The 25,246-nt window shown below is 71.9% G+C and carries 18 protein-coding genes and 1 pseudogene; 3 read left to right on the top strand and 16 right to left on the bottom strand.

What is annotated here, in order from left to right; translation table 11 throughout:
• Positions 1-652: 652 nt before the first annotated feature.
• Entirely contained in the window at positions 653-1,342 is a 690-nt protein-coding gene (locus SNE206_RS15350) for an HNH endonuclease family protein (RefSeq protein WP_407913903.1), read from the bottom strand.
• Positions 1,343-2,167: 825 nt separating this feature from the next.
• Between SNE206_RS15350 and SNE206_RS15345 the strand changes: the two genes are divergently transcribed.
• Positions 2,168-2,836: a helix-turn-helix domain-containing protein gene (locus SNE206_RS15345; protein WP_407913902.1), complete on the top strand. Its 669-nt coding sequence runs from the start codon at positions 2,168-2,170 to the stop codon at positions 2,834-2,836.
• Between the two features lie 187 nt (positions 2,837-3,023).
• Here the strand turns inward: SNE206_RS15345 and SNE206_RS15340 are convergent, their stop codons facing one another.
• Both SNE206_RS15340 and SNE206_RS15335 read right to left on the bottom strand, forming a co-directional pair.
• Positions 3,024-3,659 (bottom strand): hypothetical protein, encoded by a 636-nt coding sequence (locus SNE206_RS15340; protein WP_407913901.1) that lies wholly within the window; start codon positions 3,657-3,659, stop codon positions 3,024-3,026.
• 757 nt (positions 3,660-4,416) lie between these two features.
• Positions 4,417-6,630 (bottom strand): tetratricopeptide repeat protein, encoded by a 2,214-nt coding sequence (locus tag SNE206_RS15335; protein ID WP_407913900.1) that lies wholly within the window; start codon positions 6,628-6,630, stop codon positions 4,417-4,419.
• A 99-nt stretch (positions 6,631-6,729) separates the two neighbouring features.
• Between SNE206_RS15335 and SNE206_RS15330 the strand changes: the two genes are divergently transcribed.
• Positions 6,730-6,906: a hypothetical protein gene (locus SNE206_RS15330; protein ID WP_407913899.1), complete on the top strand. Its 177-nt coding sequence runs from the start codon at positions 6,730-6,732 to the stop codon at positions 6,904-6,906.
• Between the two features lie 179 nt (positions 6,907-7,085).
• Here the strand turns inward: SNE206_RS15330 and SNE206_RS15325 are convergent, their stop codons facing one another.
• Both SNE206_RS15325 and SNE206_RS15320 read right to left on the bottom strand, forming a co-directional pair.
• Positions 7,086-7,535: a hypothetical protein gene (locus SNE206_RS15325; RefSeq protein ID WP_407913898.1), complete on the bottom strand. Its 450-nt coding sequence runs from the start codon at positions 7,533-7,535 to the stop codon at positions 7,086-7,088.
• A 155-nt stretch (positions 7,536-7,690) separates the two neighbouring features.
• Positions 7,691-9,580 (bottom strand): tetratricopeptide repeat protein, encoded by a 1,890-nt coding sequence (locus tag SNE206_RS15320; protein WP_407913897.1) that lies wholly within the window; start codon positions 9,578-9,580, stop codon positions 7,691-7,693.
• 915 nt (positions 9,581-10,495) lie between these two features.
• Between SNE206_RS15320 and SNE206_RS15315 the strand changes: the two genes are divergently transcribed.
• Positions 10,496-10,714 carry a hypothetical protein gene (locus SNE206_RS15315; RefSeq protein ID WP_407913896.1) on the top strand — a complete coding sequence of 73 codons (219 nt, stop codon included), beginning with the start codon at positions 10,496-10,498 and terminating at the stop codon, positions 10,712-10,714.
• Between the two features lie 151 nt (positions 10,715-10,865).
• Here SNE206_RS15315 and SNE206_RS15310 read toward each other — a convergent pair whose 3' ends face one another.
• The 11 genes and pseudogenes from SNE206_RS15310 to SNE206_RS15260 form a co-directional block, all read right to left on the bottom strand.
• Positions 10,866-11,288 carry a transposase gene (locus SNE206_RS15310; protein ID WP_407913895.1) on the bottom strand — a complete coding sequence of 141 codons (423 nt, stop codon included), beginning with the start codon at positions 11,286-11,288 and terminating at the stop codon, positions 10,866-10,868.
• A 33-nt stretch (positions 11,289-11,321) separates the two neighbouring features.
• Complete coding sequence (locus SNE206_RS15305) at positions 11,322-12,341, bottom strand: hypothetical protein (RefSeq protein WP_407913894.1); 1,020 nt, start codon at positions 12,339-12,341, stop codon at positions 11,322-11,324.
• Positions 12,342-12,481: 140 nt separating this feature from the next.
• Positions 12,482-14,587: a methyltransferase, FxLD system gene (fxlM, locus tag SNE206_RS15300; protein WP_407913893.1), complete on the bottom strand. Its 2,106-nt coding sequence runs from the start codon at positions 14,585-14,587 to the stop codon at positions 12,482-12,484.
• Positions 14,588-14,608: 21 nt separating this feature from the next.
• Complete coding sequence (locus tag SNE206_RS15295; RefSeq protein WP_407913892.1) at positions 14,609-15,865, bottom strand: lanthionine synthetase C family protein; 1,257 nt, start codon at positions 15,863-15,865, stop codon at positions 14,609-14,611.
• Positions 15,862-18,816 carry a lantibiotic dehydratase gene (locus SNE206_RS15290; protein WP_407913891.1) on the bottom strand — a complete coding sequence of 985 codons (2,955 nt, stop codon included), beginning with the start codon at positions 18,814-18,816 and terminating at the stop codon, positions 15,862-15,864. The genes SNE206_RS15295 and SNE206_RS15290 overlap by 4 nt, the downstream gene beginning before the upstream one ends.
• A gap of 91 nt (positions 18,817-18,907) precedes the next feature.
• Complete coding sequence (gene fxlA, locus SNE206_RS15285) at positions 18,908-19,069, bottom strand: FxLD family lanthipeptide (protein ID WP_407913890.1); 162 nt, start codon at positions 19,067-19,069, stop codon at positions 18,908-18,910.
• A gap of 296 nt (positions 19,070-19,365) precedes the next feature.
• Positions 19,366-21,138: pseudogene (locus SNE206_RS15280) on the bottom strand (glycoside hydrolase family 15 protein); the annotation flags it as partial.
• Between the two features lie 220 nt (positions 21,139-21,358).
• The gene (locus SNE206_RS15275) at positions 21,359-21,586 is read right to left on the bottom strand and encodes a hypothetical protein (RefSeq protein ID WP_407913889.1); all 228 of its coding nucleotides are present in this window, start codon (positions 21,584-21,586) and stop codon (positions 21,359-21,361) included.
• Complete coding sequence (locus SNE206_RS15270) at positions 21,583-22,065, bottom strand: LuxR C-terminal-related transcriptional regulator (protein WP_407913888.1); 483 nt, start codon at positions 22,063-22,065, stop codon at positions 21,583-21,585. Before SNE206_RS15270 ends, SNE206_RS15275 begins: the two co-directional genes overlap by 4 nt.
• Before the next feature lie 83 nt (positions 22,066-22,148).
• A complete protein-coding gene (locus SNE206_RS15265) occupies positions 22,149-23,606 on the bottom strand; it encodes a Mur ligase domain-containing protein (RefSeq protein ID WP_407913887.1) in 1,458 nt (485 codons plus the stop codon).
• 101 nt (positions 23,607-23,707) lie between these two features.
• Entirely contained in the window at positions 23,708-24,970 is a 1,263-nt protein-coding gene (locus tag SNE206_RS15260) for a cytochrome P450 (protein ID WP_407913886.1), read from the bottom strand.
• Between the last annotated feature and the right edge of the window lie 276 nt (positions 24,971-25,246).

The raw sequence follows: 25,246 nt of genomic DNA, 5'->3' as shown, positions 1-25,246 counted from the left end.
TGCATCGCCCCGCTGCCGCCGGCAGCACGGCATGTCGAGAACAGACCGTATTCCGATGCCGCATCCACCCCATGTCGCAGCATTTGTGCACCGCTTTGACCTGCCGCGGGCAGCCGCATGATCACCGCTGGTCATTGCTCCGCTCGGCGAACCTCTCCACGCGCCGGGGCGTCGGCAGATGCCACTGGACGCCCTCCTCCGCCCTGCTCCGCGTGGGCGTGATCGGCTGCCTCCCGGGCCTTGCCGAGGGCCTGCACCGTTTTCGTCGTGGTCCCGTTCCGTGCTGCGGCGGATGCGGCGGATGCGGCCGTGGCCGGTCCGGCGGGCTTTCGTGCCTTGTCCCTGTGCTGGTCCTGGCTGCCCATGAGAGGTCCCGCCTTCTGTTGTGATGGCTGGTCGTCAGCATTGCTGGAGTTCCCGTCACCTGGGCGCTCATGCCGCCGCTCACCCGTACGGCCGCAGGTGCCCGGCCTGCCGCAGGCACCCGCCCGGGCTCTTCCGGCAGAGCTGATCGTCGACCTGTCCCGAGGCGCGCCGCCGGGCCCTCGGGCCGCCGTCAGGCCCCGCTTGCGGTCGACGCTCCCTCGTCACCTTCTCGGGGTTCCGCAGCCGGGCCCCGCTGTCCGATCGGATGATCACCATCGCCTGGCGGTCACCGGGCGATGGTGACGGTGAGGTCCCGGTTGGGGCAGTCGGCCTTGAGGGCTTCCAGGGCGGCCTTCTCGGCCGGGTCGGCGGCCAGGTGCCAGCGGGTCTTGATGGCGGTCCAGTCCGCGGCATACCGGCAGCGGTATGCGGTGGCGGGCGGCTGCCAGTCGGCGGGGTCCTTGTCGGCCTTGGACCGGTTGGAGGCGGCGGAGACGGCGATCAGTGCGCGGTCCTCGTCGAGGTCGTTCGCGTAGGCCTGCCGTTCGGCCGCGGTCCAGGCGGACGCGCCGGAGTCCCAGGCTTCGGCGAGCGGCACCAGGTGGTCGACGTCCAGGCGGCCGGGGTCGGTGAACTCCAGGTTGTCGTACAGGGACAGCCAGCGGCCGCCGGCGATGACGCACCTGGCCCCGACGACGGGCTGTTCCAGGGATTCGGCGATCAGGACCTCCTGGCGGGCGTTGCAGCCGTCCTTGTCCGCGTCGATCCAGTGCCGGAACGCGGTGCGGACATAGCCGTCACGGGCCTCGTCCGCTTCGGGCAGCGCGTCCAGGGCCTCGTACCAGGTGGTGGTCACGGACTCCCCGGGCGCTGCGCGCAGGGCACCGGCGTTGTCGGCGGGGGAGGGGGTGGCGGCGAGCAGGCAGGTCGCGGCCACCGCTGCGAGGGCGGCGGTCATCAGGGGGTGCAGGCGCACGGCAGGAGTACTCCGCGGTGGGGACGGGTCGTGGTCGACCGGCCCAACGGTGGAGCGGCGCCGCACGTCACGGGTGGGTTCGGCGGATTCACCGGTCCGTGGACGGATGCCAGCGGCGGTGGCGGGCTGTCAGCACCGACTGAGACCAGTGGTGGTGGGGCGACGCGGTGATGTTCCACGGTCCTGGGCCGGTCGGGAGGGACCGGCCCAGGAAGGAGGTTCTGCGGCCACAGAGGTCCTCCGGGTGTGTTCGGGTGCCCAAGACGATCGGCCCCGTCGAGCCCGCCCAGTGCAGGGCGGGGATTCAAGGCTGGCCGCTCCGGCCCGGCGAATCAAGCAGTTGACAGCCTCTGGGGGCAACTGGCCGGGCCTGCGGCGGCAGGGGCCCATGACCTGCAGGCGCTCGAAGGAAGCCGACTTGTTCACAGCGACACGACGAGGAGGGCGGATTGTTCACTGCCATGGTCCAGGACAAGTCCGTGACGTCCGGCGCGCAGACGGGATGTGCGCAGATATAGGCAAGTGCTGGCGGCACATGCCGCCGGTGGCTCACTGTGTCCGTGGCACTACGCCTGCTCCGCGGCGGCCACCGCGGAGCAGCAGCGATGTCCAAGACGCAATCGATTCCGTCGACAGAAGGAGTGGCGCGATGGCGCTGCCCGTATGGGAAATTACACCGGGTTGGGTCCTGGTGGTCGTGATGGTTCTCGCCCTCGTGCGGCGGGCCCGCGAGAGGGTGTCCTGCTCGCTCGGGATGCGTCGGACCCCCGGCGGGGGCGCCGTCCTGCAGGGAGGCGTGGCGCTCCGGTCGGTGCCGAGGGCGCGGTGAGCGGCAGCGGGCGGCCCGAGCGTCGCCTGGACCGCAACGCCAGCCCCCTGGCCGCGTTCGCCTGCGACCTCAGGCTCGTCCGGGAGCAGGCCAAACTGACCTACCGCCAGATGTCCTCCAAGGCCGGGTACTCCCACAACGCGCTCGCCCAGGCCGCCGGCGGCGCACGGTTCCCCTCGCTCGAGCTCTCCCTGGCGTTCGCACGGGCGTGCGGCGGCGACGAGCGGGAGTGGAAGCAGCGCTGGTACGACGCCAAGGAGGCGATCGAGCGGGAGCAGAAGCGTCCGGCCGCCGTCCGCGAGCCGGACCGGTGGCCAGACCTCGACGAGAACACCGCCGAGGGCCGGCTCGCTGCGTACCTGCGGCAGCTCTACCTGGTGCACGAACGCCCCGTCGACATCGTCGCCGGCGAGATCGGCCACGGGGCCGAGGCCGTCAGACGGTGGCTGGATGGAGTGTCCGTCCCGCTGCTGGAGGACCTGCTGAGCCTCCTGCAGGCCCTCCACGCCCCGCCCGGGCCCGTTGTGATCGCGCGCAGGCTCCACAAGGAGGCCTGCACCCCCACCGGAAACCAGCGATTGCAGGTGTCCGTCCGGATCGGCTGGCGCGGCCGCAGCTGGTCGAAGACCCTCATCGCACCGGACAGGAGAACAGTCGTGCGCTGAGGCAGAGCTGGGGCGGAGGGGCCAGCCCCTCCGCCCCAGCACCCCGGCCGCGGACATCGCCCAAGCCGCCATCGGCCGACCACAGCCGTTGGCGCTGGCCCCGAATGCCGGAAGGCCGTCACCCCGGTGCAGGGTTGACGGCCTCCTGGTGCTTTCTCAGCCCGAACAGCGCACAGACCCAGGGGCATTACCGGAGCATCTGCCTGAAGTCGACGTGCGCACTCGCGAGTGAAAACAGCCCGTGCATCACCGGCCCGTCCGGCCGGCTCCTCTCCCATCGCTCCTGCAGCTCCAGCACCGCCTTGACATCGGAGATCTCGTACATGTCGCTGAGCTGGTAGCCCCACTTCAGCCGCGCGAACTTATACGCGTGCCGGAACCGCAGGCCGAAAGCCGCCGCCACAAGTACGAGGGACGCACCCGTGATCAGCAGCACGAACAGCGTCAGCCCCGAGGCGTCACCCCTGGTCTTCTCGTCCCGTGCCATCTGGACCACCACCGCACCCAGTCCAAAGGCCAACCCCGCGCCACTCATCAGCAACAGGTACTGCCACCCGACATGCCGCTGCGCCGCACGGCGTAGGGCCTGGTAGCGCGCGACCCCCGCTTCGACCCGCGCATGGTCCGTGGTCGGCAGCTCGGTACCGGAACGGAACTCAAGAACGCTTTCCTTGATCACGTCCTTATACTCCTCGGCCAGCGACCTGGCTACCTCCGCATTGCCGCGCACGCCAGCCTGGAACTCGGCGATCAGGAGAAGGAGCAGCGCGGCCATGACCGCCGAGAGGATGGCAGCGAAGTCGTTCGACATGACGAGGTGCACGAATGGGCCTCCCAAGCCGTTGATGAAAGACGTCAGCGCGGTGGACGTCCACCTGTCCCAACGGATCCACCGTCAGAAAGTGTTCCAGCACCATGACCGACCCCGAGAGGGCCGGGTAGCAGTCAAAGCGTTCCCCCGCAGGCGCCGTGAAGCGCCGGAGGCACCACAGCCTATGCACCGTCAGAAACCGGCGCTAACATGCGCACAACCGCATCTCGCTGTGCGGCCGACCCAGGAAAAGAAAAGGTTGTGATCTTCATGGCGATTCGACTCATCCGCACAGGACCGGAGACCTCATGCACTCTGAACCCCTTGCCCTTCGGGCATACCGACTCACGCGGCACACCTGGCAGACGACATCCAGGCGAATCCGAGATCGCCGGGATCGTCTCCGGCTCTGGTCCAGCCGACTCGGCCGGCCCTACCGCTACCTACTGAACATCACCAACGCCGCAGCACTGATCGACCATTGGTGGACCTGGACTCACCCAGGTAACTCGAGCCTCATGGCCAAGGTCATCTGGACGATCATCAACTGGTGCATCGGCACCCTGTAGCAAGTAACTTTCGGTAACTAATGCTCCTGGGTCTCAGCCCGATCGCTCCCCAGCGATCGGGCTATCGTTTTTTTAGCCCAAAGCGAGGCTCTCCGGTGTAGCCGCCCGCCGATTCTGAGCAGCAGGGCAGCGGCGAGCTGGGGGTTTCGCACGTACTCGCTGCGCACTTTCGGCGAGCGTTGTGCAGTTCGGGTGGGCCGCTACACGGGGTCTGGGAGGTCGGTCTCCGGCTCCTCCAAGGCTTTCACGGCTTCCTCCGTCGCGCCGGCCCGCCGGTAGGCCTCGGCGGATGCCTCGCGCATGGCCCGGACCTTGCCGGGCGGGCGTCCGGCTGCCCGCAGGGTGGCGGCGAGTTCGCCGAGCGCCTCACCCTCGCGGTACGCGTCGTCCAGCTCGCGGAACACGGCGATGGCACGCTCGCCGGCCTTCACGGCTTGCTCGTACGCTCCGGTGCCCCGCCATGCGGTGCCGAGGTTGTTCCACGCCATGCCTTCGTTGTGGCGGTCGCCGAGGCCTTGGTGGATGTCGAGGGCGCTTTGGTGAGCGGTGAGGGCGTCGTCGAAGCGGCGCAGCTCCCTGAGGGCGAGGCCGAGGCTGTTCCACACCGTGCCTTCGCGGTAGCGGTCGCCGAGGCCTTGGTGGATGTCGAGGGCGCTCTGGTGGGCGTTGAGGGCGTCGTCGAAGCGGCGCAGCTCCCTGAGGGCGTTGCCGAGGTTGTTCCACGCCGTGCCTTCGCCATGGCGGTCGCCAAGGTCGCGGCAGATATCGAGATCGCATTGGTGGGCGTCGAGGGCTTCGTCGAAGCGGCGCAGTTCCTGGAGGGCGGTGCCGAGGTTGTTCCAGGCCATGCCTTCGCGGTGGCGGTCGCCGAGGCTGTGGTGGATGTCGAGGGCGTGCTGGTGGGCGTTGAGGGCTTCGTCGAAGCGGCGCAGTTCCTGGAGGGCGTTGCCGAGGTTGTTCCACGCCGTGCCTTCGCGGTGGCGGTCGCCGAGGTCGCGGTAGATGTCGAGGGCGCTTTGGTGGGCGTTGAGGGCGTCGTCGAAGCGGCGCAGCTCCTGCAGGGCGTTGCCGAGGTTGCCCCACGCCACGCCTTCGCTGTGGCGGTCGCCGAGGGAGGTGGCCGTCTCGTGGGCCAGGGTGGCCACGGCCAGATCGTCCTGCAGATATCGGCGTGAACGCAGGTAGTCCCCCAGAGCGGCCGCCAGGTTCACGGTGACCTCATGGCGGCCGGTGGCGTGTGCGGTGTGGACGGCGGTGACGAGATTGGCACGCTCTGCATCGAACCAGGCCATCGCCGCGTTCCGGTCGGGGAAGCGCTTCTTGTCGCCATGCATGTCGGGGTTGAGGTGGAGGGCGGCGGCTCGTGCGGTGCGGGTGTAGTGGGTCAGGAGACGGGTCAGGGCCAGGCCACTGTGCTGAGGGTTCAGGTCGGCTTGTTCGGCGGCGTAGGCGCGGACGAGGTCGTGCATGCGCCAGCGTCCGGTGTTCGGGTCCTGTCGGATGAGGCTGGCGTCGGCAAGGGCTTCCAGTCGTCTGCCGACGTCCCGGGGCTTGCCGATCCCGGTGAAGGCGACGGCAGTCTCGGTGGACACATCAGGCCCGGGATTCACCGCGAGCATGCGGAACAGCTCCGCGTGCGTGGGCACCAGACGCCGGTAGGAACTGGCCAGCACGGTCCGCACAGCGGCATTGCGGCCCTCCAACACATCCAGACGCTCCGCGAGATCCTCCAGATCTTGTGCCAGCTGCGCCGGCTTGAGATTGCGACCCAGCTGGGCGGTGGCGATGCGCAGGGCGAGTGGCAGGTGTCCGCACAGCTCCGCGATCCTGGCTGCGCTGGCGGGGTCGTCGGCGATCCGTCCGTCCTTGGGCTGGGTGATGCGCAGTGCGGTGTCCATCAGTGTCACGGACTGTTCGGAGGTGAAGATGTCGAGGTCGATGAGGCGGGCGCCGAGGTCGGGGGCGAGGTTGTCGCGGGAGGTGACCAGCATCCGGTGCGGCCCGTCCCCCGGCGGGATGAGCTGGCGGACCTGATCGGTGGTGGAGGCGTTGTCGGCAAGCAGCAGGACGCGTTCCCCTGCGCGGGTGCGGGCGGCGAGCTGGGCGCGGTAGAGGGCTGCGCGCTGGTCGGCCTCCGGCGGGATCCGCTCCGCCTCGACGCCCAGGTCGCGCAGTGCGGTGTCCAGGGCCTGGGCGGCGCCGGTGGGGGTGTCGTCGTAGCCGCGCAGGTCCAGGAACAGCACGCCCGTGAACAGCCCGCTCTTGAGGGCGGCGTGGGCGGTGGCGAGGGCGAGGGTGGTCTTGCCCATTCCGCCCATCCCCAGCACCGACGCCACCACCACCGCCTCCGTGGCCGGCCCCGTACCGTCGCCGTCGGCGGCCGTGGGGTCCAGGATCCCCAGGAGGTCTTCCAAGTCCTCGCCGCGGCCGGTGAAGCCGGGCGGGACGGCCGGGGGAGGAGCCAGCGGTGTCGGCGCCGGTTGTGCGACGGATGCCGGATCGGGGCGGGGGCCGTGGTGATGGTGCTCGTGGTGGTGGACGTCCCGGCCGGCCTGGTGGACGATCCCGCTGCCAGTGCTGTCAGCCCGCATCTGGGTGTGCTCGACACGGCTGCGCTCGCCGATCGCCGCATGCGCGATGTCGCCTCCGGCACCGACCGCGCCCTCGCCGGAAGCCTCGACCTGCCTTGACGAGGACCCTCCCGCCGCGGTGCCCGGACCTGCTTCCGTAACCGTGCTTCCGGGCCCGGCGGGGGACAGCGCCTGCGGCTGTCCTGCTTCCCTCTCGCCCGGCCCGGCCGATGGGCCGCTGCTGTCCGGGACGGCCTTGTCGAACGGCTTCTTGTCCCTGGTCCAGGGCAGACGGGGGGTCACGGGCGGGGTCCGCTCAGGTCGATGCCGGTGATGTCGCCTCCGGCGGCGATCGAGCCCGTTCCGGTGGCGCGTACCTCGCGCTTGTCGATTCCGGGCACGGCCTGGTTCCCGGTCTGAGCAGCCGGGCTACCGGCCCCGGCCCCGGTGATGTTGCCGGCGGCGGCCCTGGTGCCGGTGATGTTGCCGGCGGCGGCGATACCGCCCCGCTCGGAGTGCACCGTCACCTCCCGCACGCTCCCGCCCACAACGCCAGCCGCCGCGGTCTCCGCCGTACCGGCCGGGAGCACGGCCCCGGCACCGGCTTCCGGATCCGTGCCGCTGCCTGCGTCCGCGGGCTGGCGCAGTCCGAGTAGGGCCAGCGGAACACCGGTCAGGGCGGCGACCGCACCGGTCACGCTCGCGATCTTGTCCGCGCTCTCCAGGTCCCCCAGCACCGCGACCGCCACCAGCCCGGTCCCGGCCGCCCCACAGACCGCCGCAACGGCCCACCACACCCACCGACGCACCACACACCCCCAACTACCCGGCCGGAAAGCTCCCGTGACGGAGGATTATCCCACCCGATGAACTGCCGCCACCCCGCCTGATCGTCACCCTGCCGCTACTCGTCGGCCTTCCCCAGCGCTTCCACAGCTTCGTCCTCGGCGCCGGCCCGCCGGTAGGCCTCGGCGGATGCCTCGCGCGTGGCCCGGACCTCGCCGGGCGGGCGTCCGGCAGCGAGGAGGGTGGCGGCGAGTTCGCCGAGCGCCTGGCCCTCGCGGTATGGGTCGTCCAGCTCGCGGAACACGGCCACAGCACGCTCGCCGGCCTCCACGGCCTGCTCGTACGCCCCGGTGCTCCGCCATGCGGTGCCGAGGTTGTTCCAGGCCGGGCCTTCGCGGTGGCGGTCGCCGAGGTCGCGGCGGATGTCGAGGGCGCGTTGGTGGGCGGTGAGGGCGTCGTCGAAGCGGCGCAGCTTCTGGAGGGCGACACCGAGGTTGCCCCACGCCGTGCCTTCGCGGTAGCGGTCACCGAGGTCGCGGTAGATGTCGAGGGAGTGTTGGTGGGCGGCGATGGCGTCGTCGAAGCGCCGCAGCTCCCTGAGGGCGAGGCCGAGGTTGTTCCACGCCGTGCCTTCGCTGCGACGGTTGTCGAGGGTCTGGTGGATGTCGAGGGAGTGTTGGTGGGCGTTGAGGGCATCGTCGAAGCGGCGCAGCTCCCTGAGGGCGAGGCCGAGGTTGTTCCACGCACTGCCTTCGCGGTGGCGGTCGCCGAGGGAGGTTGCCGCGTCGTGGGCGAGGGTGGCGACGGCCAGGTCGTCCTGCAGATACCGGCGTGAACGCAGATAGGTCCCCAGAAGGAATGCCAGTTCGATGGTGGTCTCGCGGTGGCCGGCGGCGTGGGCGGTGTGGACGGCGGCGACGAGGTTCACGCGTTCGGCGTCCAGCCAGGCCATTGCCGCACCCCGGTCCTTGAACTGCAGTCCTCGGCTGCTGCTGTTCGTCGTCGGGTCCAGGTAGGCGTCCGCGTTGCGTGCGGTGAGGGCGTAGTGGTCCAGGAGGCGGTGCAGAGCGGTGCGGGTGTGCTGGGGGTTCTGCCGGGCTTGTTCGGTGGCGTAGGCGCGGACGAGGTCGTGCATGCGCCAGCGTCCGGTGTGGGGGTCCTGGCGGATGAGGCTGGCTCTGGACAGGGCGACGAGCCGTGCGCGGACGTCCCGGGTCTTGGTGATGCCGGTGACGGCGGCGGCGGTCTCCGTGGACAGGTCGGGTCCGGGGTTGACCGCGAGGAGGCGGAACAGTTCGGCGTGGGGGAGGGCAAGGCGTCGGTAGGAGCGTTCCAGCACGGCGCGTACCGCCCGCGGTCCGTCCTCCAGGACGTCGAGGCGCTCGCCGAGGTCTTCCAGGTCGCCGGCGAGCCGGCCGGAGGTGAGGGAGCGGTCCGCCACCAGCTGGGCGGCGGCGATCTGCAGGGCCAGCGGCAGGTGCCCGCACAGCTCGGCAACCCGGGCCGTGCCGTCGGGGTCGGCGGCGATCCGCCCGTCCTTGGGCAGGGTGATGCGCAGTGCGGTGTCCATCAGGGCCATGGACCGGTCGGGGGTGAGGACGTCGAGGTCGATCAGGCGGGCGCCGAGGGTGGTGGCGAAGTCGTCGCGGGAGGTGACCAGCAGTCGGTGCGGGCCGTTCCCGGGATCGAGATGCTCCACCTGCCCGGCGTCGCAGGCGTTGTCGGCCACGACCAGGACCCGCTGGCCGGCCCGGGTGCGGGCGGCGAGCTGGGCGCGGTAGAGGGCGGCGCGTTGGTCGGTCTCGGGCGGGATCCGTTCGGGGTTGGTGCCCAGGGCGCGCAGGGCTGCGTCCAGGGTCTGGCCCGCGTCGAGGGTGTTGTCGTCGTAGCCGTGGAGATCGAGGAACAGCACCCCGGTGAACAGGCCCCGTTCCAGGACGGTCTCGGCGGTGGCCAGGGCGAGGGTGGTCTTGCCCATCCCGCCCATACCGAGCACGGATGCCACCATCACCGCCTCCGGGTGCGGCTCGCCCGCGGCAGCCGTGGGGCCGGGACCGCTGCCGGGGGAAGGGTTCAGGAGGGCAAGGAGGTGTTCCAGGTCCTCGTCCCGGCCGGTGAACCCCCGCGGTACGGCACGCGGAGGCGCAATCGGCGGCAGCACCGGCCCGGCCGGCTCCACCACCGGCCCGACCGGCACGAGCCCGTCCGAAGGCCCCGCTGTGACCGATGTGCTGTTGCTGTCGAATTCATCGACATCCCTGACGAGAGTCCCGTGCATTTTCCGCCAGTGGCGAATATCCCCCACCGGCTCTTCCAGTGGGAATCCTTCTTTTTTGGAATGCTTTTCGCAGGCAGTGTGGAAGGCGGCGATCTTGTCCCAGCTCGGAACGCGGAAGGTGCCGTTCTTTCCTTCCAGGAGCTCGCTGATCACGCTGGTACTCAGGACCGAGCCCGATTCCTTGACGAGCTGCGGCCCGGTGGGGCTGCCGGCATCGACCCGCAGGTCCTTCAGCCGGCGGGCGAACTCGCGCAGTGCCTGCTGTGCTTGTGGGCTGTGTCCTGGCGCCATCGTGGCCCCCTGCCTGTCCTTCTCCCGCACCGCCGACCCGTGCGCGCGAGTCCCGCGCGGCAGGCCGGGGTGTCCTCCCCTTGTCCACGGACCCGCGGCCTGACCGCGGTCTCCGACGCAGCCCTCGCGGGTGGTGCCGGTGGCCGGGCGTGCGGTCCGCGGTTGTCCGTACCGGTCCGTGATCGTCCGTCGGACCGGCCTCCAACCCTAGTGCTCACCTGCGGCGACGGGGGCGGTTTCCGGGATGGTCCGGGTGTATCCGCAGATCGTCACCGGGCCTTCGCGGGCCGGGATCGTGGTGGTCAAGCCGGCCGGCTGACCCGTGTTCACCACGACCCGCAAGGGGAGGACCTGATGTCCCGCAAGCAGCAGCGCACCCACAGCGAGAAGACCCCGCGCACCACGGTGGTTCCCGAGCAGCCGGCCGCACCCCGCCACGACCAGGAGCCGGCCCCGGCCCTGGCCTCTGCCGGGAACCGGCTCGCCGGGCAGGCCGTCCGCGGTGCAGCCACCGGCACCGCCCGCTCGGTCACCGACTGGCTCATCGAGCGCATCACCGAGCACTTCGGCTGACAGCGAGGATTGGTTGTGGCATCGTCCGAAGGTCTGACTCCTTGGCTGACCGGCGCTCCGGCTGTCCTTGGTCGGAATCGTCGGCCTCTCGGGCGATGCCGCTTGGCGCGTGGCCGGCCGGGCGACTGTGACTTCATAGCGCCTCTGTGTGTCAAGCTGCTGCGGCGAGTTGGGCCCGATGGTCGCGTTTCATGATCCGGTAGACCACGTTGGACAGCCGTCGTTTCAGGGCTCGGCGGGCCTCGGACGGTGTCTTCCCCTCGGCGATCTTGCGCTGGTAGTACTCCTGCCCGCGGCCACCGTCGCGGATCTGGACGATGGCGATGACGTGCAGGACCGAGTTCAGTGCCCGGTTGCCGCCGGTGTTGAGCCGGTGTCGGACGTTGTTGCCGCTGGAGGCGTCCAACGGTGCGCTGCCGGTGTAGCTGGCGAAGTGGTGCTCGGCCGGGAAGCGGGTGACGCCGCCGACGTGCCCGAGGACCTTGGCGGCCAGCACGGTGCCCAGGCCCGGCAGGCAGACACAGACGGTGCGCGGACAGGTCGGACACCCGCCGGACGTGCGAGAAGATCCCAAGTGGCCATTGATTGACCGAAGTTGGGGACTTCTTCACCGGTGGGGAGCGTCTGATGATGGTGCTGTTCGAGTGCGGCGTTCAAGCGGATTACCTCCGGGCGAGCCCGGGTCGAACGGGGACTTTTCGAGCACCGTGCAGGCGCGGGCCAGAGCGCTCTCCAGTCGGTTGTGGTCGGCGGCGGCCGGGAAGCCGGACCCCAGTGCGTAGGCGTCGAGAGCCTGTTCGATGATCTTGGTTCGGGCGGGTCCGAGACGGCTCCGGGCACCGGGGTGGGTGAGGAGATCACGCAGTGCGTAGCCGTCACCGGATTCACCCGTTCGGCTGGTCAGTTGTCGCAGCAGGTTTCGGGCTGCGGGCGTGTCCGGTCCGGCCGCGTCGAAGGCGGTCAGGGTGAGGCGGGTGGTGAACGCGGTCAGGCCCTCGCCGACTTCGAGTGCGAGGCAGTGGCCGATGGCGTGCTCGGCGGCCCGCCGGTCGCCGGGTCGGCACAGCGCGGAGAGCACCGCGGTGACGGCTCCCTCCCAGGGATCGCCCGGTTCCGTGGCCTCCAGCAGGGTGAGCGCTCCGGGCAGGTCGCCGGTGGTGGCAGCGGCCAGGACGGCGACCTGACGGCCGTCCAGGATCCGCAGGCCGAACCCGCGGTGCTCCTGGATGTGCCGCAGAGCTTCCGTCCAGCGGCCGGCCGCGGTGAGGGCCCGGGTGCCGTCGGCGATGACGACCCGCCACAGCCACGCCCGGACCTCGCCACGCTGCTGATCGGTCTCGGTGAGCTCGGCAGGCACGGTGATGCCGTCCAGCACCGCCTCGGTGCCGGTGGTGACGGCCCGGTAGAGGTCGAGGAGAAGCAGGTGGCCGTCGTCGCCTCGGTGCGCGCGGATGTGGAGGCGGGCGAGGTTGACGAGGGGCTCCAGACCTCGGATGGCGCTCATCGCGGGGAGCGGGCCGCGGGTGAGGTGGAGGGCGGCGTGGCGGTGGCACAGCTCGCGTGCGTACTGCGGCAGGTCGAGGTCGGAGGCGAGGAGGGCGGCCTGGTTGAAGACAGTGGATGCCATGCCCGGGTCCTGCCGCTGGGCGGCCGTGTCGGCCAGCTCGCTGAGCCGGCCGACACGGGTCTCCAGGGGCGGGCACGCGGGCCGGATCCGGGCCACCAGCGGGAAGCGCCGGGCTATGGGTCCGGTCGGGTGCACGGGCACTACTCCCAGGTGACGGTGATCGGACGGGTCGGGCGGTCCAGCACGAACCGGCCGACGGTTGGGTCGGCGGGGGCCGGCGGGGCGTCGGGCAGGGTGATGCGCAGGGTGCGGTCGCGAAAGCCGCTGTCCCAGGTGCGGATCTGGTGGGCGACGAGATGGGCGAGCGCTGCGCCGTCGGGGCCGTGCCCGACGATGCCGGTCTCGTAGGTCTTGCGGCCCTCGGCGTCCACCTCGCCGGGGCGCAGGGTGAGGTAGGCGAGGGAGCCGCCCTGGACCGTGGCCATGGCGCCCCAGCCGAGCATCGGGGTGACGCCGCGCTCGCGGGCGGAGCCGGTGACGCTCATCCGCATGATGGAGTTCGGCAGGGTGAGGGCCAGCCACAGGTCGTGGTACTCGTAGGTGGTCCCGCCCGCGATGGTCACCCCGGTCCACTCCTCGTGACGTCCGCTGTCGAGGACGCCGAGCAGCATGGCGGTGTCGACCGCCTCGTCCTGGTCCTTGTGGACCTGGAGGGTGACGTCGCCCGTGCCGGTGAGGTCGACGGTGCGGCGGGCGTCGTCCATGCTGCCGCGCAGCGGCATGAAGACGGCCAGCTGGTCGTCCACCGACACCCAGCCGTCCTCGCCGCGCTCGAAGGCGACGGTGCGCGAGGCCGTCCCGCGCAGCCGCAGCGGCAGCACGATCCGCCCGGTCGGCTTGACCTGCTCCACCCAGGCGGTGGGCATCTCGCTGGTGCTCACCGTGGCGATCACCCGGTCGAACGGTACACGCGGGGGGTGGCCGAGGGCGCCGTCCCCGAGAACCACCTCGACATTGGTGATCCCGGCGTCCGCGAGGTGCTTGCGAGCGCCGTCGGTGAGGTCCTCGTCCACGTCCACAGCCGTCACGTGCCCCTCGGACCCGACGATGGTGGCCATGTAGGCGGCGTTCACACCGGTGCCGGCCCCGGCCTCGAAGATGTTCTCGCCGGGCCGGGCATCTAGCTGCTCCAGCATCAGGGCGACGATGGCGGGCTGGGAGGCGGCGCTGATCTGGGTGCCGGACCCGTCGGCCTTGGTGTAGGTGGGGTTGTCCGCGTACGCGGCTTCCAGGGGGAAGCCGGGCAGGAAGCATTCGCGCGGCACGGTGCGGAACGCGTTCTCCACCGCGGTGCTGGTGACGGAGTGCTGGGCGAGGAGCCGGTCGGTGAGCTCGTCGCGCAGCCGCCCGGCGAGGGCGGGGTCGGAGGCGGAGCGAGCGGAGGCGGCACTGTCGCTGAGAGTAGTCATGTGGGTGACCTTAGTGGTTGTGTGGATGGTGGTGTCCGAGGGTGGGAGTCCCTCGTCAGAGTGGAAGACGGCATCCAACGCCCTTGCGGCCAAGGCGGATTGGTGTCCCAGTGGCAGCCCGGCGCGGTTGGCGTGGAAGAGCAGGTGATGGGTGAGGACGGCCCGAAGTCCGCGGGTGAGACGGCCCTTCCGGGCCAGCCGGACGAGGTCTTGTCCGGCCTTTTCGAAGGCGTCGACCCAACCGCCCTGGCCGGCCAGCGGTGCGCCGTCGCGGGTGAGGGCCCGGGTGTCCAGGCGCATCAGGTGCTGGGCGGCCCGGGTCAGGTCGAAAGCCCGGCCGGGAACGGCCGGATCGGGGGTCTCGCGCTGGAGTGCGAACCTCGCCCACACGTCGCCCTGCTCGTACCAGTCGAGTCCGGCCGCGCGCAGCATCGTGGAGACGAGGACGACGAAGGTCTCGGTGCGGCCGAGCGGGGGTGGTCCGGGCTGGGCGGCGCGGGCCAGCAGGTGCGCGCTGTCGGTGTGGAAGAGACGGTGGGCGATCTCCATCGCCTCCTGGCCGCCGAAGGCTTCGGTCTCGGGTTCGTAGATCTCGGTGAACCAACCTGTGAGGAGCCCCTCCTCGGCGAGCACGTCCAGGAGTGCGGTGACGACGGGGGCTGGGGCGGCGGCCCGGTAGCGCAGCCGCAGCCCGTTTTTACGCATGTACCACCAGTCTTCCAGCCCGCCGTTGTTCTGGGCGAAGGCGAGTGCGGGGGCCAGGTGGTGGGCGGCGATCTGTTCAACGGTGGCGGCGTCGGCGAAGGTGAGGTCGTGCTGGATCCAGTCGGGTTTCATTTCGGTTCGCTCCTCGGTGGGTCAGGCGGTCAGGAGACAGGCGTCCCAGGAGGTGGCCGGGGAGGTGCCGGTGGCGGGGGCGAGCAGGGCAAGCGCGGTGCCGGCGGCACCTTCGAGGAAGTCGGGCCCGGTGGTGGCGAGCAGCTCGCGGGCCTGCTCGTCGGGATCGGTGCACGGGGGGTGGGTGGTGTCCAGGAGCAGGGCGGCGGCCGAACGCAGTCGGGCAGCGGTGCTGGGGGTGGCGTCGGTGGCGGCGCGGTGCGCGATGTGGGCGAGTCCGGCATAGCCGTGGCAGGCGGAGACGTCGGTGGTCGCGGCGAGCGCGAGCGGGTCCAGCAGGGCGGCGGCCAGAGTATTCTCGGCTTCGAGGCGCAGCCGCTGGTCGCCGAGGGCGAGGGCGGCGAGCTGCTGGGCGCGGGCGATCCCGGCGGTGCCGTAGCACCAGCTGGGCCGCTGTGGCGGAAGCGGCCTGCGGTCGGGACCGGTCAGGTGCGCGGTGGTGGTCCAGTACGGCCAGGCGTGGCGGTCGCGCCAGCGCTCCAGCCAGGCCAGGACGGTGCGCATCGCCGCGCGCTGTCCATCCACCTCGATGTCCTGCAGTAGGGCGAGGGAGAGCAGGGCGAGGGGACCGGCGATGCCGTGGGCGAGCCCGTTGTTGGCGTGCCCGCCGGGCATCCGCGGGTCCGTCCGCCCCGACGGGCCGCTCAAAGTCCACCAGCCCGGCATCACCTGGCCCTCGTGCTTGACGTCATCGGTGAGGCGGACCAGACAGGTCAGGACACGGCGGAGCGCCTCGCCACCGGGGGCCTGGCGCAGGAGGACGGAGCCGATGCCGGCCAGGCCGCGGATGGCGTCGAACTCGGCCAGCTCCGGCAGATCACCCCGCTCGATCCGAGCCAGGGCCTGCTCACTGCGACGGGCCGTGTCGTCGGCCACGACCCGGTCGAGGCGCTCCAGGGCCCGCTGGTAGGAGCCGGGCTGGGCCTGGGCAGCGCAGGTGAGGGCGTGGGCGAGCGCCGGGGCGCCGTAGTACAGGTAGCTGTCCGCTCCGGTGGTGACCGGGACGGCGGCGGCGACCTTGAGCCAGGCGCTGGCGTGCTCCCACGGGCCCCGGCCGGTGGCGGCGCGTTCGATGTGCAGCAGCGCAATCCCCGGGGTGCCCTGGGCGAGGGACTGGGCCCACTGCGGGCGGGACGTCCAGACGGCGGCCACCGAGTTCGGGTCGGCGAGCAGGCCGGCGATCCGGTCCGACAGCTGCAGCGCGGGGTGCGTGGTCACAGGTCACCGTCCCGGGAGAGGCGGCCGAGGGCGGCGGCGCGTGCCAGGTAGAGGACCTGGGCCTCGTCGTCGAAGTCGATCCGGTGCGCGCGGACATAGGCGCAGTGCAGGAGGGAGCCGAGTACGTCATCCGTCTCCACGCCCCGGGTGCGAGGGCCGGGGAAGAGCTGGCGGTAGGCGTCCAGGGCTTGGTGGCGCCAGGCCCAGGCGTCCACGACCGCGGCGCCCCCCGGCTCGGCACGCAGCGCAGCCCAGCCGTCGGCCGGATCCGCGAGACGGACGGCTTCGCGGAAGAGTGGCCGTGCGACGGCCGCCGGGGGCTTGGCGGGGACGTTGCCGACGAGCCAGTGCAGCCCCGCCGTGGTGGAGCCGGTGAAGGCGGTGGCGGTGGCGACGGCGTGGGCGGCCAGCAGCGCGAGCCGCCCCGGCAGTGCGGGCTGGGACAGCTGAGCGAGGACGGCGGCGGAGTCGCCGCGGAACACTTCCTCGGCGGCGGTCCACGCGGGCCCTTCGCCCCAGCGGCCCCTCTCGGCGTACGAGGTGGGGTACACGACCTCGGCGAGCAGCCCGGCTTGGTGGAGTTCGGCGGCCCAGGTGCTGATCATGCTTGCGGTGGGGCCGAAGGCGTCCGGGTCGGGCAGGGCGATGCGCAGTCGCAGGTGCTGGCGCGGGTCGCGGAAGCGGACGAACCACCATGCCGGGTTCCCGAGGCGCTCCAGGAGGTCGGGCAGGTGGCGGGCCAGGACGGTGTCCTGGCGTTCCAGGTCGCCGTACAGCGAAGCGAGGAGAACCCGGGAGGTGCCGGGGGCGTCGCCGTGGCCGCGCCGCAGGAGGCGGGCGGTCGTCGGTTTGGGCAGGCGTGGCCAGGCCGGGGCCAGGGTGGCGGTGACAGGGACGGCGATCTCGTGGGCCCGGCCGCAAGCCCAGCCGAGGTCGGCCGGGCCGGGAGCCTCAACCAGGCCGGCGTGCGGCGCGGAGCCGAGGTGGGCGCGCAGCAGGACGCGATGCCCCGGGTGGTCGAGGTCGAGCGGTAGACCTTGGCCGGCGGCGTTCAGCGTGACGTGTTGTGGTGCCCGGCGCCGCTCCCGCCACCGGGCGAAGGCCCGGTCCCATTCCTTCCACGGCTCGCTCGGGGCGGGCAATTCGGCGGCGGTGAGGCGCCAGGTGGCGGGGGAGAGGATGACGCGGCCGTGTCGCAGGCGGGGTCGGAACGGCAGCGCGTGGAGCGAGCCCCAGGAGAAACGTGTGACCTGGGCACCCTGGGCACGGGAGAGTTCGGTGATGAACCGGGCCAGCGGCGGGGTATGGGTGCGCAGGTTCAGGGCGTGGGTGGCAGATGCCTCGATCCGCACACCGAGCGCCGGAGCCGCCAGGTACATCCGCCGCCCGTCGCAGCCCACCGCCAGGTCCTCCGGCCGCAGGACTCCCTCGGCTGCCAGCCGGTGTTCGGCGAGGCTGATGACCAGCTGGCCGGTCGCCGCGCTGCGGGCCACGTGCCCGGTCGCCGCGTCCAGCGGCGGGAAGGACAGCTGCGCGGTCACCGCGTGCTCGTCCATGGTCGGCAGGCCGGTCAGGACGTCGGTGAACGCAGCCTGGTGCTGCGGGTCGAGGAGGTGCAGGAAGCGGCCGACGGATACTCCGGCCGCGCGAGAGACGGAGGCCACCTCCAGCCGGAACTCGCCCCGGTTCAGGGCCTCCTGACTGGGGGCGTGGAGGCGGGCGACGATCTCCAGGTGCGGTGGCAGGCGTGGCTCGTCCGGACCGAGGGCGGCCAGCAGGTTCTCGTCGAGGACGACCTCGCGTTCGCCGTCGAGCACGGCCTGCTGGGCGAGCGCGGCCAACAGCTCGTCACGCTCCCCGAACCGGGGTGGCTCGGCGGGCCGGGCCCCGGGGTAGCCGTCGGGCCAGCCGATCCCGCTGTCGGCCACCACGTCCAGCAGCGGCACCAGCGTTCCGCGGCCGTAGCGCTCGTAGAACCGCTGATGGTAGGCGCGCCAGGCGCCGGATCCGTTGGGCAGGGCACTGAGCCGGCCGAGCAGGCCTGCCGCCCGCGCAGCCTCCTCGGCCACCGTCTGCGGGAGCACGAGGTCGGCGTCCAGCCGCACATCCACCGCCTGCTCCGGGCGGAACAGCAGTGCGGGGTCGGCGCCGGCCTTCGCCACGGCGGTGGTGAGATGACCGAGCGGGTCGGGTTCGGTCGCCGGGGCGTGGAGGCTGGTGATCAGCGCCCGCCGGGCGACGAGCTCGGTCAGCACCCCGGTGATCTGCTCGGTGGGCGTCGTGGGGAACTCGGCGGCGAGCTTGTCGGCCAGCTCCTGGAAGGGAACCGGGCGGCGGGCGGCGGCGAGGGCGAACACGACGGGTCGGCTGTGGCGCAGGGTGACCTCGGCCGCCCGGACGGTGCCATCCGGGCCGGGCAGGGGCTGGTGGGAGATCACGAGGCGCTCGCCTCGCACCAGGGCGGTGTTGTTCGCGGCCACGTCGAGCCGGACCAGCACTCCAGGGTCCTGTTCCAGCCGGTCGGTCAGCCCGGCGAGCCAGGCTGCCGACGCCCGCGCGACGGCACGGTGCCGGTTGCCCCAGCGCAGGTCGGCTTCCGGGCCGAAGCCGGCTGCCTGGACGCCGGCGAAGTACCCGAACGGGGTCGGCCGCCCCGCTGCCCGCAACAGGTACCGGGCCGTGGACAGTGCGGCACGGCGCACCTCCCGCGGCACCGGCTCCGCGGCATCGGCCAGATGCTGGACGCGGTCGCAGAGCACGGGACTGGCCAGGGCCAGCGCCTGCGCGAGCTCCTTGTCGGCCCACACCATGCGCAGCCACTCCACCTGTTCACCTGTGTTCGCGGTGGCGAGGTCGGGCCAGGCGGGCACTGGCAGGCCGGGGCGGGTGACGGCGCGCACGAGCGCCACGCCGGCGGCGCGGTAGGAAGCCGGGGGAGCGGACGAACGCATGGGTGCACCTCGTCGGGTCAGGCAGGACAGCGGAAGGGGAAGCGGAGCGAGGGTGCCGCCGGGTACGGGCCCGACGGCACCCCCGGGTGGGTCAGTGCAGGCCGGTGGTGCAGGCGCCGCAGGTGCTGCCGCAGCCGTCGTCGGTCAGCACCTGCAGGCTGGCCACGTCGACCGCCTCGACGAGACGTACGTCGAGGTCGAACTCGTCGGAAGCCGCAGCGGCGGCGGTGTCGGCGATGACCTTCTGAGCCATGGTGGGTTCCTCCTGGGTGTGTTTTTGCGGGCCTGGCGTCGGGGCGCGGAGTGCGCCCCGCATCACCAGGAGAGGGTGAGACGGATGTGCCGCATACCGACATCGAGCCGGCGGTCCGCGGGCAGCACCGAGGGCGGGCATTCGATCCACTCCTTCGCGTTCATGAGGGCAGGCGGGGCAGCCGGTCCGGCAGATGTGATCGCTACGCTCTTTCCGCTGTTGGGAGAAGGGCGGTCCGGCCCGGCGAGCGTTTCGCGGGCGGCCGCGGTGCGCTGGAGCGGCGGGAGGCGTGGCTGGGCCGACAGCGTCCGACAGGCGCCTGCCAGTGCCCAAGCGGAGAACGCCTGGGGGAAGTTGCCGAGTTGGCGGCGGCTGAGCGGGTCGTACTCCTCGGCGAGCAGGCCGACGTCGTTGGGCAGGGCGAGGAGACGGGCGAGGAGCTGGCGGGCCTCGTCGGTGCGGCCGATCGTGTGGAGGGCGTCGGCGAGCCAGAACGAGCAGGCGAGGAAGGCACCCTCGTGCCCGGTCAGGCCGTCCACGTTCGTGCCCTGCCCGGAGTGGGTCGGGTAGCGCAGCACCAGCCTGTCAGCGGTGGTGAGTTCACGCTGGACGGCTTCGACGGTGCCGATCACCCGCTTGTCGTCCGGAGGAAGGAATCCCGTGGCGGGGATGAGCAGAAGGGAGGCGTCGAGGTCCTGCCCGCCGTAAGACTGGGTGAAGGTGTTCCGGTCGGGGTCGAAGCCTCGGGCACAGACGTCGGAGTGGATCTCCTCGCGCAGTGTTCGCAGGCGCTCCAGCATCCGGATGGTGCGGTCGACGAACACCCAGGCCATGATCTTGGAGTGGGTGAAGTGCCGGCGCGGGCCGCGGACCTCCCAGATGCCTTCGTCCAGCTCACGCCACAGGGCTTCCAGACGCGTGGCCAGGCCGAGGAGCAGACGGTCGTAGGCCGGATGGGCGGGCAGGCCTGCGTCCTCCGCGAGCAGGAGAGCGTCGGCTAGCTCTCCGTAGACGTCGAGCTGCAGCTGCCCGGCGGCGCCGTTGCCGATGCGCACCGGTCGCGATGCCTCGTAGCCGGGCAGGTGCTCCAGGACTTCCTCCTCCAGGTCCTGCCGACTGCTGACCCGGTAGATGGATCGCAGGTCGGCAGGGTCGCTGACCGAAGTGATCCATTCGCGCCAGGCGCGGGCTTCCCCGGTGAAGCCGAGCCGCAGGAGTGCCGAGACGGTCAGGGCGCTGTCGCGGGGCCAGCAGAAGCGGTAGTCCCAGTTGCGTTCGCCGCCGAGTTGCTCGGGCAGGGAGGTGGTCGGCGCGGAGACGATGCCCCCGCCCGGGTGGCACATTGCCTTGAGGGTGAGCGCCGCCCGCAGCACGGCGTCGCGGTCGGGGCCCTGGTAGGTGCAGGCGCTGGACCAGCGTTCCCAGAACGTGAGGGCCGCGTTGCCGTCAGGCACCGGCGGTATGGGCCGACGGGTGTCGCTCCAGGTGAGGGCGAGGGTGATGTTCTGGCCGGCGGTGATGGTGAAGTCCGCGGAGGAGGTGCCGCGGCGGCCAGGGCTGTGCCGGAGGCCGTCCAGCCAATAGGCGTCGGGGCCGCTGGTGGCGACCAGCCGGAAGCGGCCGTGTCGTTCGGTGCGGCGGATGGTGGGGGTGAGGTGGCCATAGCCGGGGCGGGGCCGGAAGACAGAGCGATGCGGACGGTGCCGGTCAGGCCCTCGATGCGGCGAATGACCTGCGCAGGAGCGTGGCCTGCAGCGTGGGGGGCTGGCATGAAATCGCTTACCCGGACAGAGCCGTCGGGGGTGTCCCAGTCCTGTTCGAGGATCAGGGAATTGCCTCGGTAGCGGCGGCGGGTGCACGGCAGCGGCGGAGCGCCGCCGTAGGCGGCCGGGCCCAGGCGCCAGAAACCGTGGGCGACGGTGCCAAGGAGAGAGGCGAAGACCGCTGAGGAGTCGAAGCCCGGCAGGCAGCCAGTTGATGGTGCCATCGGTGCGCACGAGAGCAGCCGAGACGGTGTTGCCGATGAGTGCATGGTCCTCGATCCGGCCGGCGTGGGCGGAGGCGGGCATGGGGTGTCCTGACATGGAGTGGGAGCGGTGGTCAGACCTTGGCGGCGCTTCGGCACAGCAGGAAGTTGGCAGTTCCGTGATCCCGGTGCCGCGGGCCGTGCCAGGCGTGCTGTCCGGCACGGGGCCGGGAGAGATGGTCATGGTCTCTTCTCGTCGTGGCTGATGGGTGCGGCCCTGACCCGGACGGCCGCCATGGGTGTGGTGCAGGTGGGAGCGGTACTCAGGAGCGGTGCGAGCGGCCGGGCCTCGACCGCCTGCCGTTCCACAGGCGGTCGCAGAGGGCCATCACGCTGAAGGCAGCGATGGTGAACAGGGCCAGGAGCGCCGGGTTGTTGACGGTGTCGCGGTGCCGGTGCAGCCAGGCTGCTGCAGCGACACCCGCCGGGAAGCCGGCGGTGAGACAGACGGCCAGCAGTGCCGCCCGGCGTCGTCGCCGTTGGCCTCTCACCGCGACCGCCGCGCCGGTGCCGCGGGGGCGTACAGCGGGACGGGCAGCCAGGAGGGGTCGATCCGGTCGAGGCGGACCAGGCCACCCAGGACACCGACGACGGCCGCACGGACCTGGCTGCGGACGCCGAGGCAGCGCAGGACTTCCTTGCCGTAGCCGCGGACCGTGCCCACCGAGATCCCCATTTCGGTGGCCAGCTCCTCGTTGGTGCGCCCAGAGGCCCAGCCGGACAGGATCTCCGAGAACCGCGTCGCCCGTGGCATATCCGGGATCGGCTGCGGCGTGCCAGCCAGGCCGCGAGCGGCGGCCCAGGCGGCGGCATGCACGCGGTTGACGGTGCCGGTGCGTTGCAGCATCTGCCGGACGGCGTCGGGGACGGTGTGGGCGGACAGGCCGGTGTCGAGGGAGATCTGCTTGTTCGTGGCGTTAACAGCGACCAGGGTCAGCAGGGCGGTGTCGGTGCGGGTGAGGTGCGGCACCGGCGGCAGCACCGGCTGGACCGCAGGCGGCTGGGCGGCTGGCCCAGGCTTTCCCTGCGCGTAGGAACGAAGACGTGGACTGCTCACGGCACGACCGGAGCTGGTGCGGCGAGGTGGGCCAGGAGAGCAGGCGCAAGGCTTCGTGCCTGCCCAGTGCCGATCGTCAGGACCAGGTCACCGCTCTGCGCGAGTCCGGCGACCAACTGCTCGGGGCCCGGCCCGCACGGGATGGGCCGATGCCGGTGCACGGCACGTCCGCCGTCGGCGAAGGCGCGTTCGATGGCGTCGGCGCCGTCGTCGAGGCAGGTGCCCGCGATGGGGCTGTTGACGGGCAGCAGCACCACCTCGTCGGCACCCGCCACCGCGGTGGCGATCTCCTTGGCGAGCGCCAGCGAGCGCGCGTGCCCGTCGGGTTCGAGGACGGCAATGACGGCTCCCTCGGTGAGGAACCGGGCGGCCTGCACGTCGGCCGTGATCTCGGCGGGGTGACGGGCGATCGACCTGGCCACGGTGATCCTGCCCTGGGTGCCTGCGGTGACGAGGGAGTCTTCGACGCCGCGGAAGTGCGTACTGATGTTCTCCGTGAGGACGTCACCGTCGACCTCCAGGAGCAGGCCCGCGGCGAAGGCCGCGGCGGCGGCCAGCGCGTGATGCCGGCCCGGCATCGCCACCGTGAAGTCGTACCGCGATTCGTCGTGCTGCACGGTGACGTGGTGTTCACTGCCGCTCCACAGCACCCGCAGGACACGCACCTGGCAGCGGTCGCTCTCCCCGACGGTGATCACCCGCGGACCCGGCCGGTCGGCGAGGCGCTCGGAGAGGATCCGGCAGCCCGCCTCCCACAGCGGCAGCACGACGGCCTGGCTGCGCCGGGCGAGGACCTCCAGTGCGCCCAAGGCCCCGATCCGGTCCTCGTAGTGGGGCGGGTTCGCGTCGGCGGCGGTGATCAAGGTGATGGCCGGGCGGACGTCCGGGTCGGAGCGGAGGAATCGCCAGCTGCCGCGCGCTGCCTCGTGCGCCGCGTTGTCCGGTCCCCAGTCCGCGATCAGGACCCGGGCGGCTCCGCTGTGCCCGGCCGTGGCGCCGGCCATGGGATGGGTGAGGATCCAGCCCGGGGCCAGGGTATGCAGGGCGGCGGTGAGTGCCCCGGCTGCGGTGGTGGTGGAGTGACTGCCGGCCACCGTCACCAGCTCGGTGGCGGTACGGCCGACGGCGGCCAGGGCCCTGGCCCGGTCCCACACTGGCACGCCCAGCTCGACGGCCTGGTCGAGCTCCGGGTGCGGGCCGACCACGGCCCCGTCCCAGATCACCACCGAGTGGCCCGCGTTCACGTTCCCGGCCGCGGCGCCGAAGAACAGCCGTACCCCGGCCCGCTCCAGGCGCTTGGCCGTCGCACTGCCGCGTTCGGACTCCGGAGCGGAGCCGCTCACCCGGGCACCGGACCCGGCGAGGTGCAGGGCGAGCCCGGCCATGCCGGGGACGGTTACGTTGACGATGTGCGGGGCGGCGAGGTTGGCCGCGGTCTCGAAGGGTCTGCTCATTGGATGACTCCGGGCTGGGACAGGGGAACAGGTGAGCTGGGAGGCTTCGGCGCAGGCGGGAGCCGGGAGCCGGGAGCGGGACGGGGCGGCCGGGATCTGGCTTACGGCTGCGGCAGGTCGGCCTTCGGGTGGCCCTGGCCGAGGAGGACGGCGGGGGCGCGGTGGCCGTGGGCGATGAAGCTGGGCACGTGCTCTAGGCCGTCGCCGGTCAGCTTCATGTCGGGGAAGGCCGCGAACAGGGCGGGCAGTGCGGTGAGGGCTTCGGTGTGGGCGAGCGGCGCACCGAGGCAGCGGTGCGCGCCGTGTCCGAAGGCGAGGTGGCCGGTGGGCGGGCGGGTGATGTCGAACAGGTCTGCGTCGTCGCCGTGGTGGGCGGGATCCCAGCCAGCCGCGCCGAAGGTGGCGAGGATTGCCTCGCCGGCGGCAATGATCGTGCCGCCGACCTCCAGCTCGTGGGTGACGTAGTAGAAGGGGAGGCTGGCGATCGGCGGGGCGAAGCGCAGGGTCTCCTCCACGGCGCGCTCCCAGGAGACGATGCCGTCCAGGAGCAGGGCCAACTGCTCGGGGTGCTGGAGCAGGAGGACGGCGGCGTTGCCGATCAGGTTGACGGTGGTCTCATGCCCGGCGCCCAGGACCAGCAACAGGGTGTCGACGAGCTCGGCCTCGCTGAGCCGGTCCTCACCGTCGCGGGCGGCGATCAGGGCGCTGGTCAGGTCCTTGCCCGGCGTGGTGCGCTTGCGCTCCACCAGCAGTGCGAGGGCCGCGCGGGTGCGTCCCAGGACGGTGACGGCCTGTTCCATGGGCGTAGTGGTGTCCATGATCATGGCGATGAACGCGGCGACCTCGGCCCGCTCGCTTTCGTCGAGGCCGAACAAGTCGCTGATGACCGTCATGGGCAGCGGGTGGGCGAAGGCTGCGCGAAGGTCGACCGACCGGCCGTCGGGCAGGGCTGCCATGTCGGCCAGCAGGGCGAGCGTGGTCTCCTCGACGACCGGCTTCAGGTCGGTGGTGCGGCGAGCGGTGAACGCGGGGGCGACCAGGCGCCGCAGCCGCTGGTGGTCGAAGCCGGAGGCGGTGAACATGTTCTGGACGCCGACCCAGGTGAAGATCCATGCCGCGGCGGGGTTGCCGGCGACCTCGCCGCTGGTCCAGGCTGCCCAGTGCTTGGGGTCCTTGCTGACCCGCGGGTCGACCAGCAGGTCCTTCAGGGCCTGGTGGCGGGTGACGGCCCAGGCCCGGATGCCGCCGGGAAGCTCTACCTGGACGACGGGGCCCAGGTCGCGGAGTCGGGCTGCCTCACCGGGGAGGTCACGTCCTGCGGGGTCGAGAACGAGGACGGGTCCGGGTGTGGGGAGCTGTGCCATGCGTGGTCTCCTTCGCTGGTGCGGGTGATGGGAGTGAAGCGGACGGGCAGGGACACGAGGGCGCGGTGGAAGGGACCCGGTCGCCACTGCAGCTGGTCGCGGCCGGTGGCGAGTTCGAGGTTGGGCAGGGTCGCCATGAGGCCGTCGATCGCGGTGGTGGCGATGATCAGGCCGGGGCTCTGGGCCGGGCAGGCGTGGGGGCCCGCCCCCCCCGCCCCCGGGGCCCCCCCCCGGCCCCCCCCGCCCCGGGCGCGGCCGGGGGGGGGGGGGGTGGGG

It is taken from the genome of Kitasatospora sp. NE20-6 (assembly GCF_045862635.1).
Note: the sequence above shows the minus strand (reverse complement) of the source record. Positions and strands in the feature narration are given on the sequence as shown.

Bases quoted from the DNA above. Each gene is read 5' to 3' on its own strand.
- SNE206_RS15320 (WP_407913897.1), bottom strand. From the start codon at position 9,580: ATGGTGGCATCCGTGCTCGGTATGGGCGGGATGGGCAAGACCACCCTC.
- SNE206_RS15315 (WP_407913896.1), top strand. From the start codon at position 10,496: ATGTCCCGCAAGCAGCAGCGCACCCACAGCGAGAAGACCCCGCGCACC.
- SNE206_RS15305 (WP_407913894.1), bottom strand. From the start codon at position 12,341: ATGGCATCCACTGTCTTCAACCAGGCCGCCCTCCTCGCCTCCGACCTC.
- fxlM (WP_407913893.1), bottom strand. From the start codon at position 14,587: ATGAAACCCGACTGGATCCAGCACGACCTCACCTTCGCCGACGCCGCC.
- SNE206_RS15290 (WP_407913891.1), bottom strand. From the start codon at position 18,816: ATGCGTTCGTCCGCTCCCCCGGCTTCCTACCGCGCCGCCGGCGTGGCG.
- fxlA (WP_407913890.1), bottom strand. From the start codon at position 19,069: ATGGCTCAGAAGGTCATCGCCGACACCGCCGCCGCTGCGGCTTCCGAC.
- SNE206_RS15265 (WP_407913887.1), bottom strand. From the start codon at position 23,606: ATGAGCAGACCCTTCGAGACCGCGGCCAACCTCGCCGCCCCGCACATC.
- SNE206_RS15260 (WP_407913886.1), bottom strand. From the start codon at position 24,970: ATGGCACAGCTCCCCACACCCGGACCCGTCCTCGTTCTCGACCCCGCA.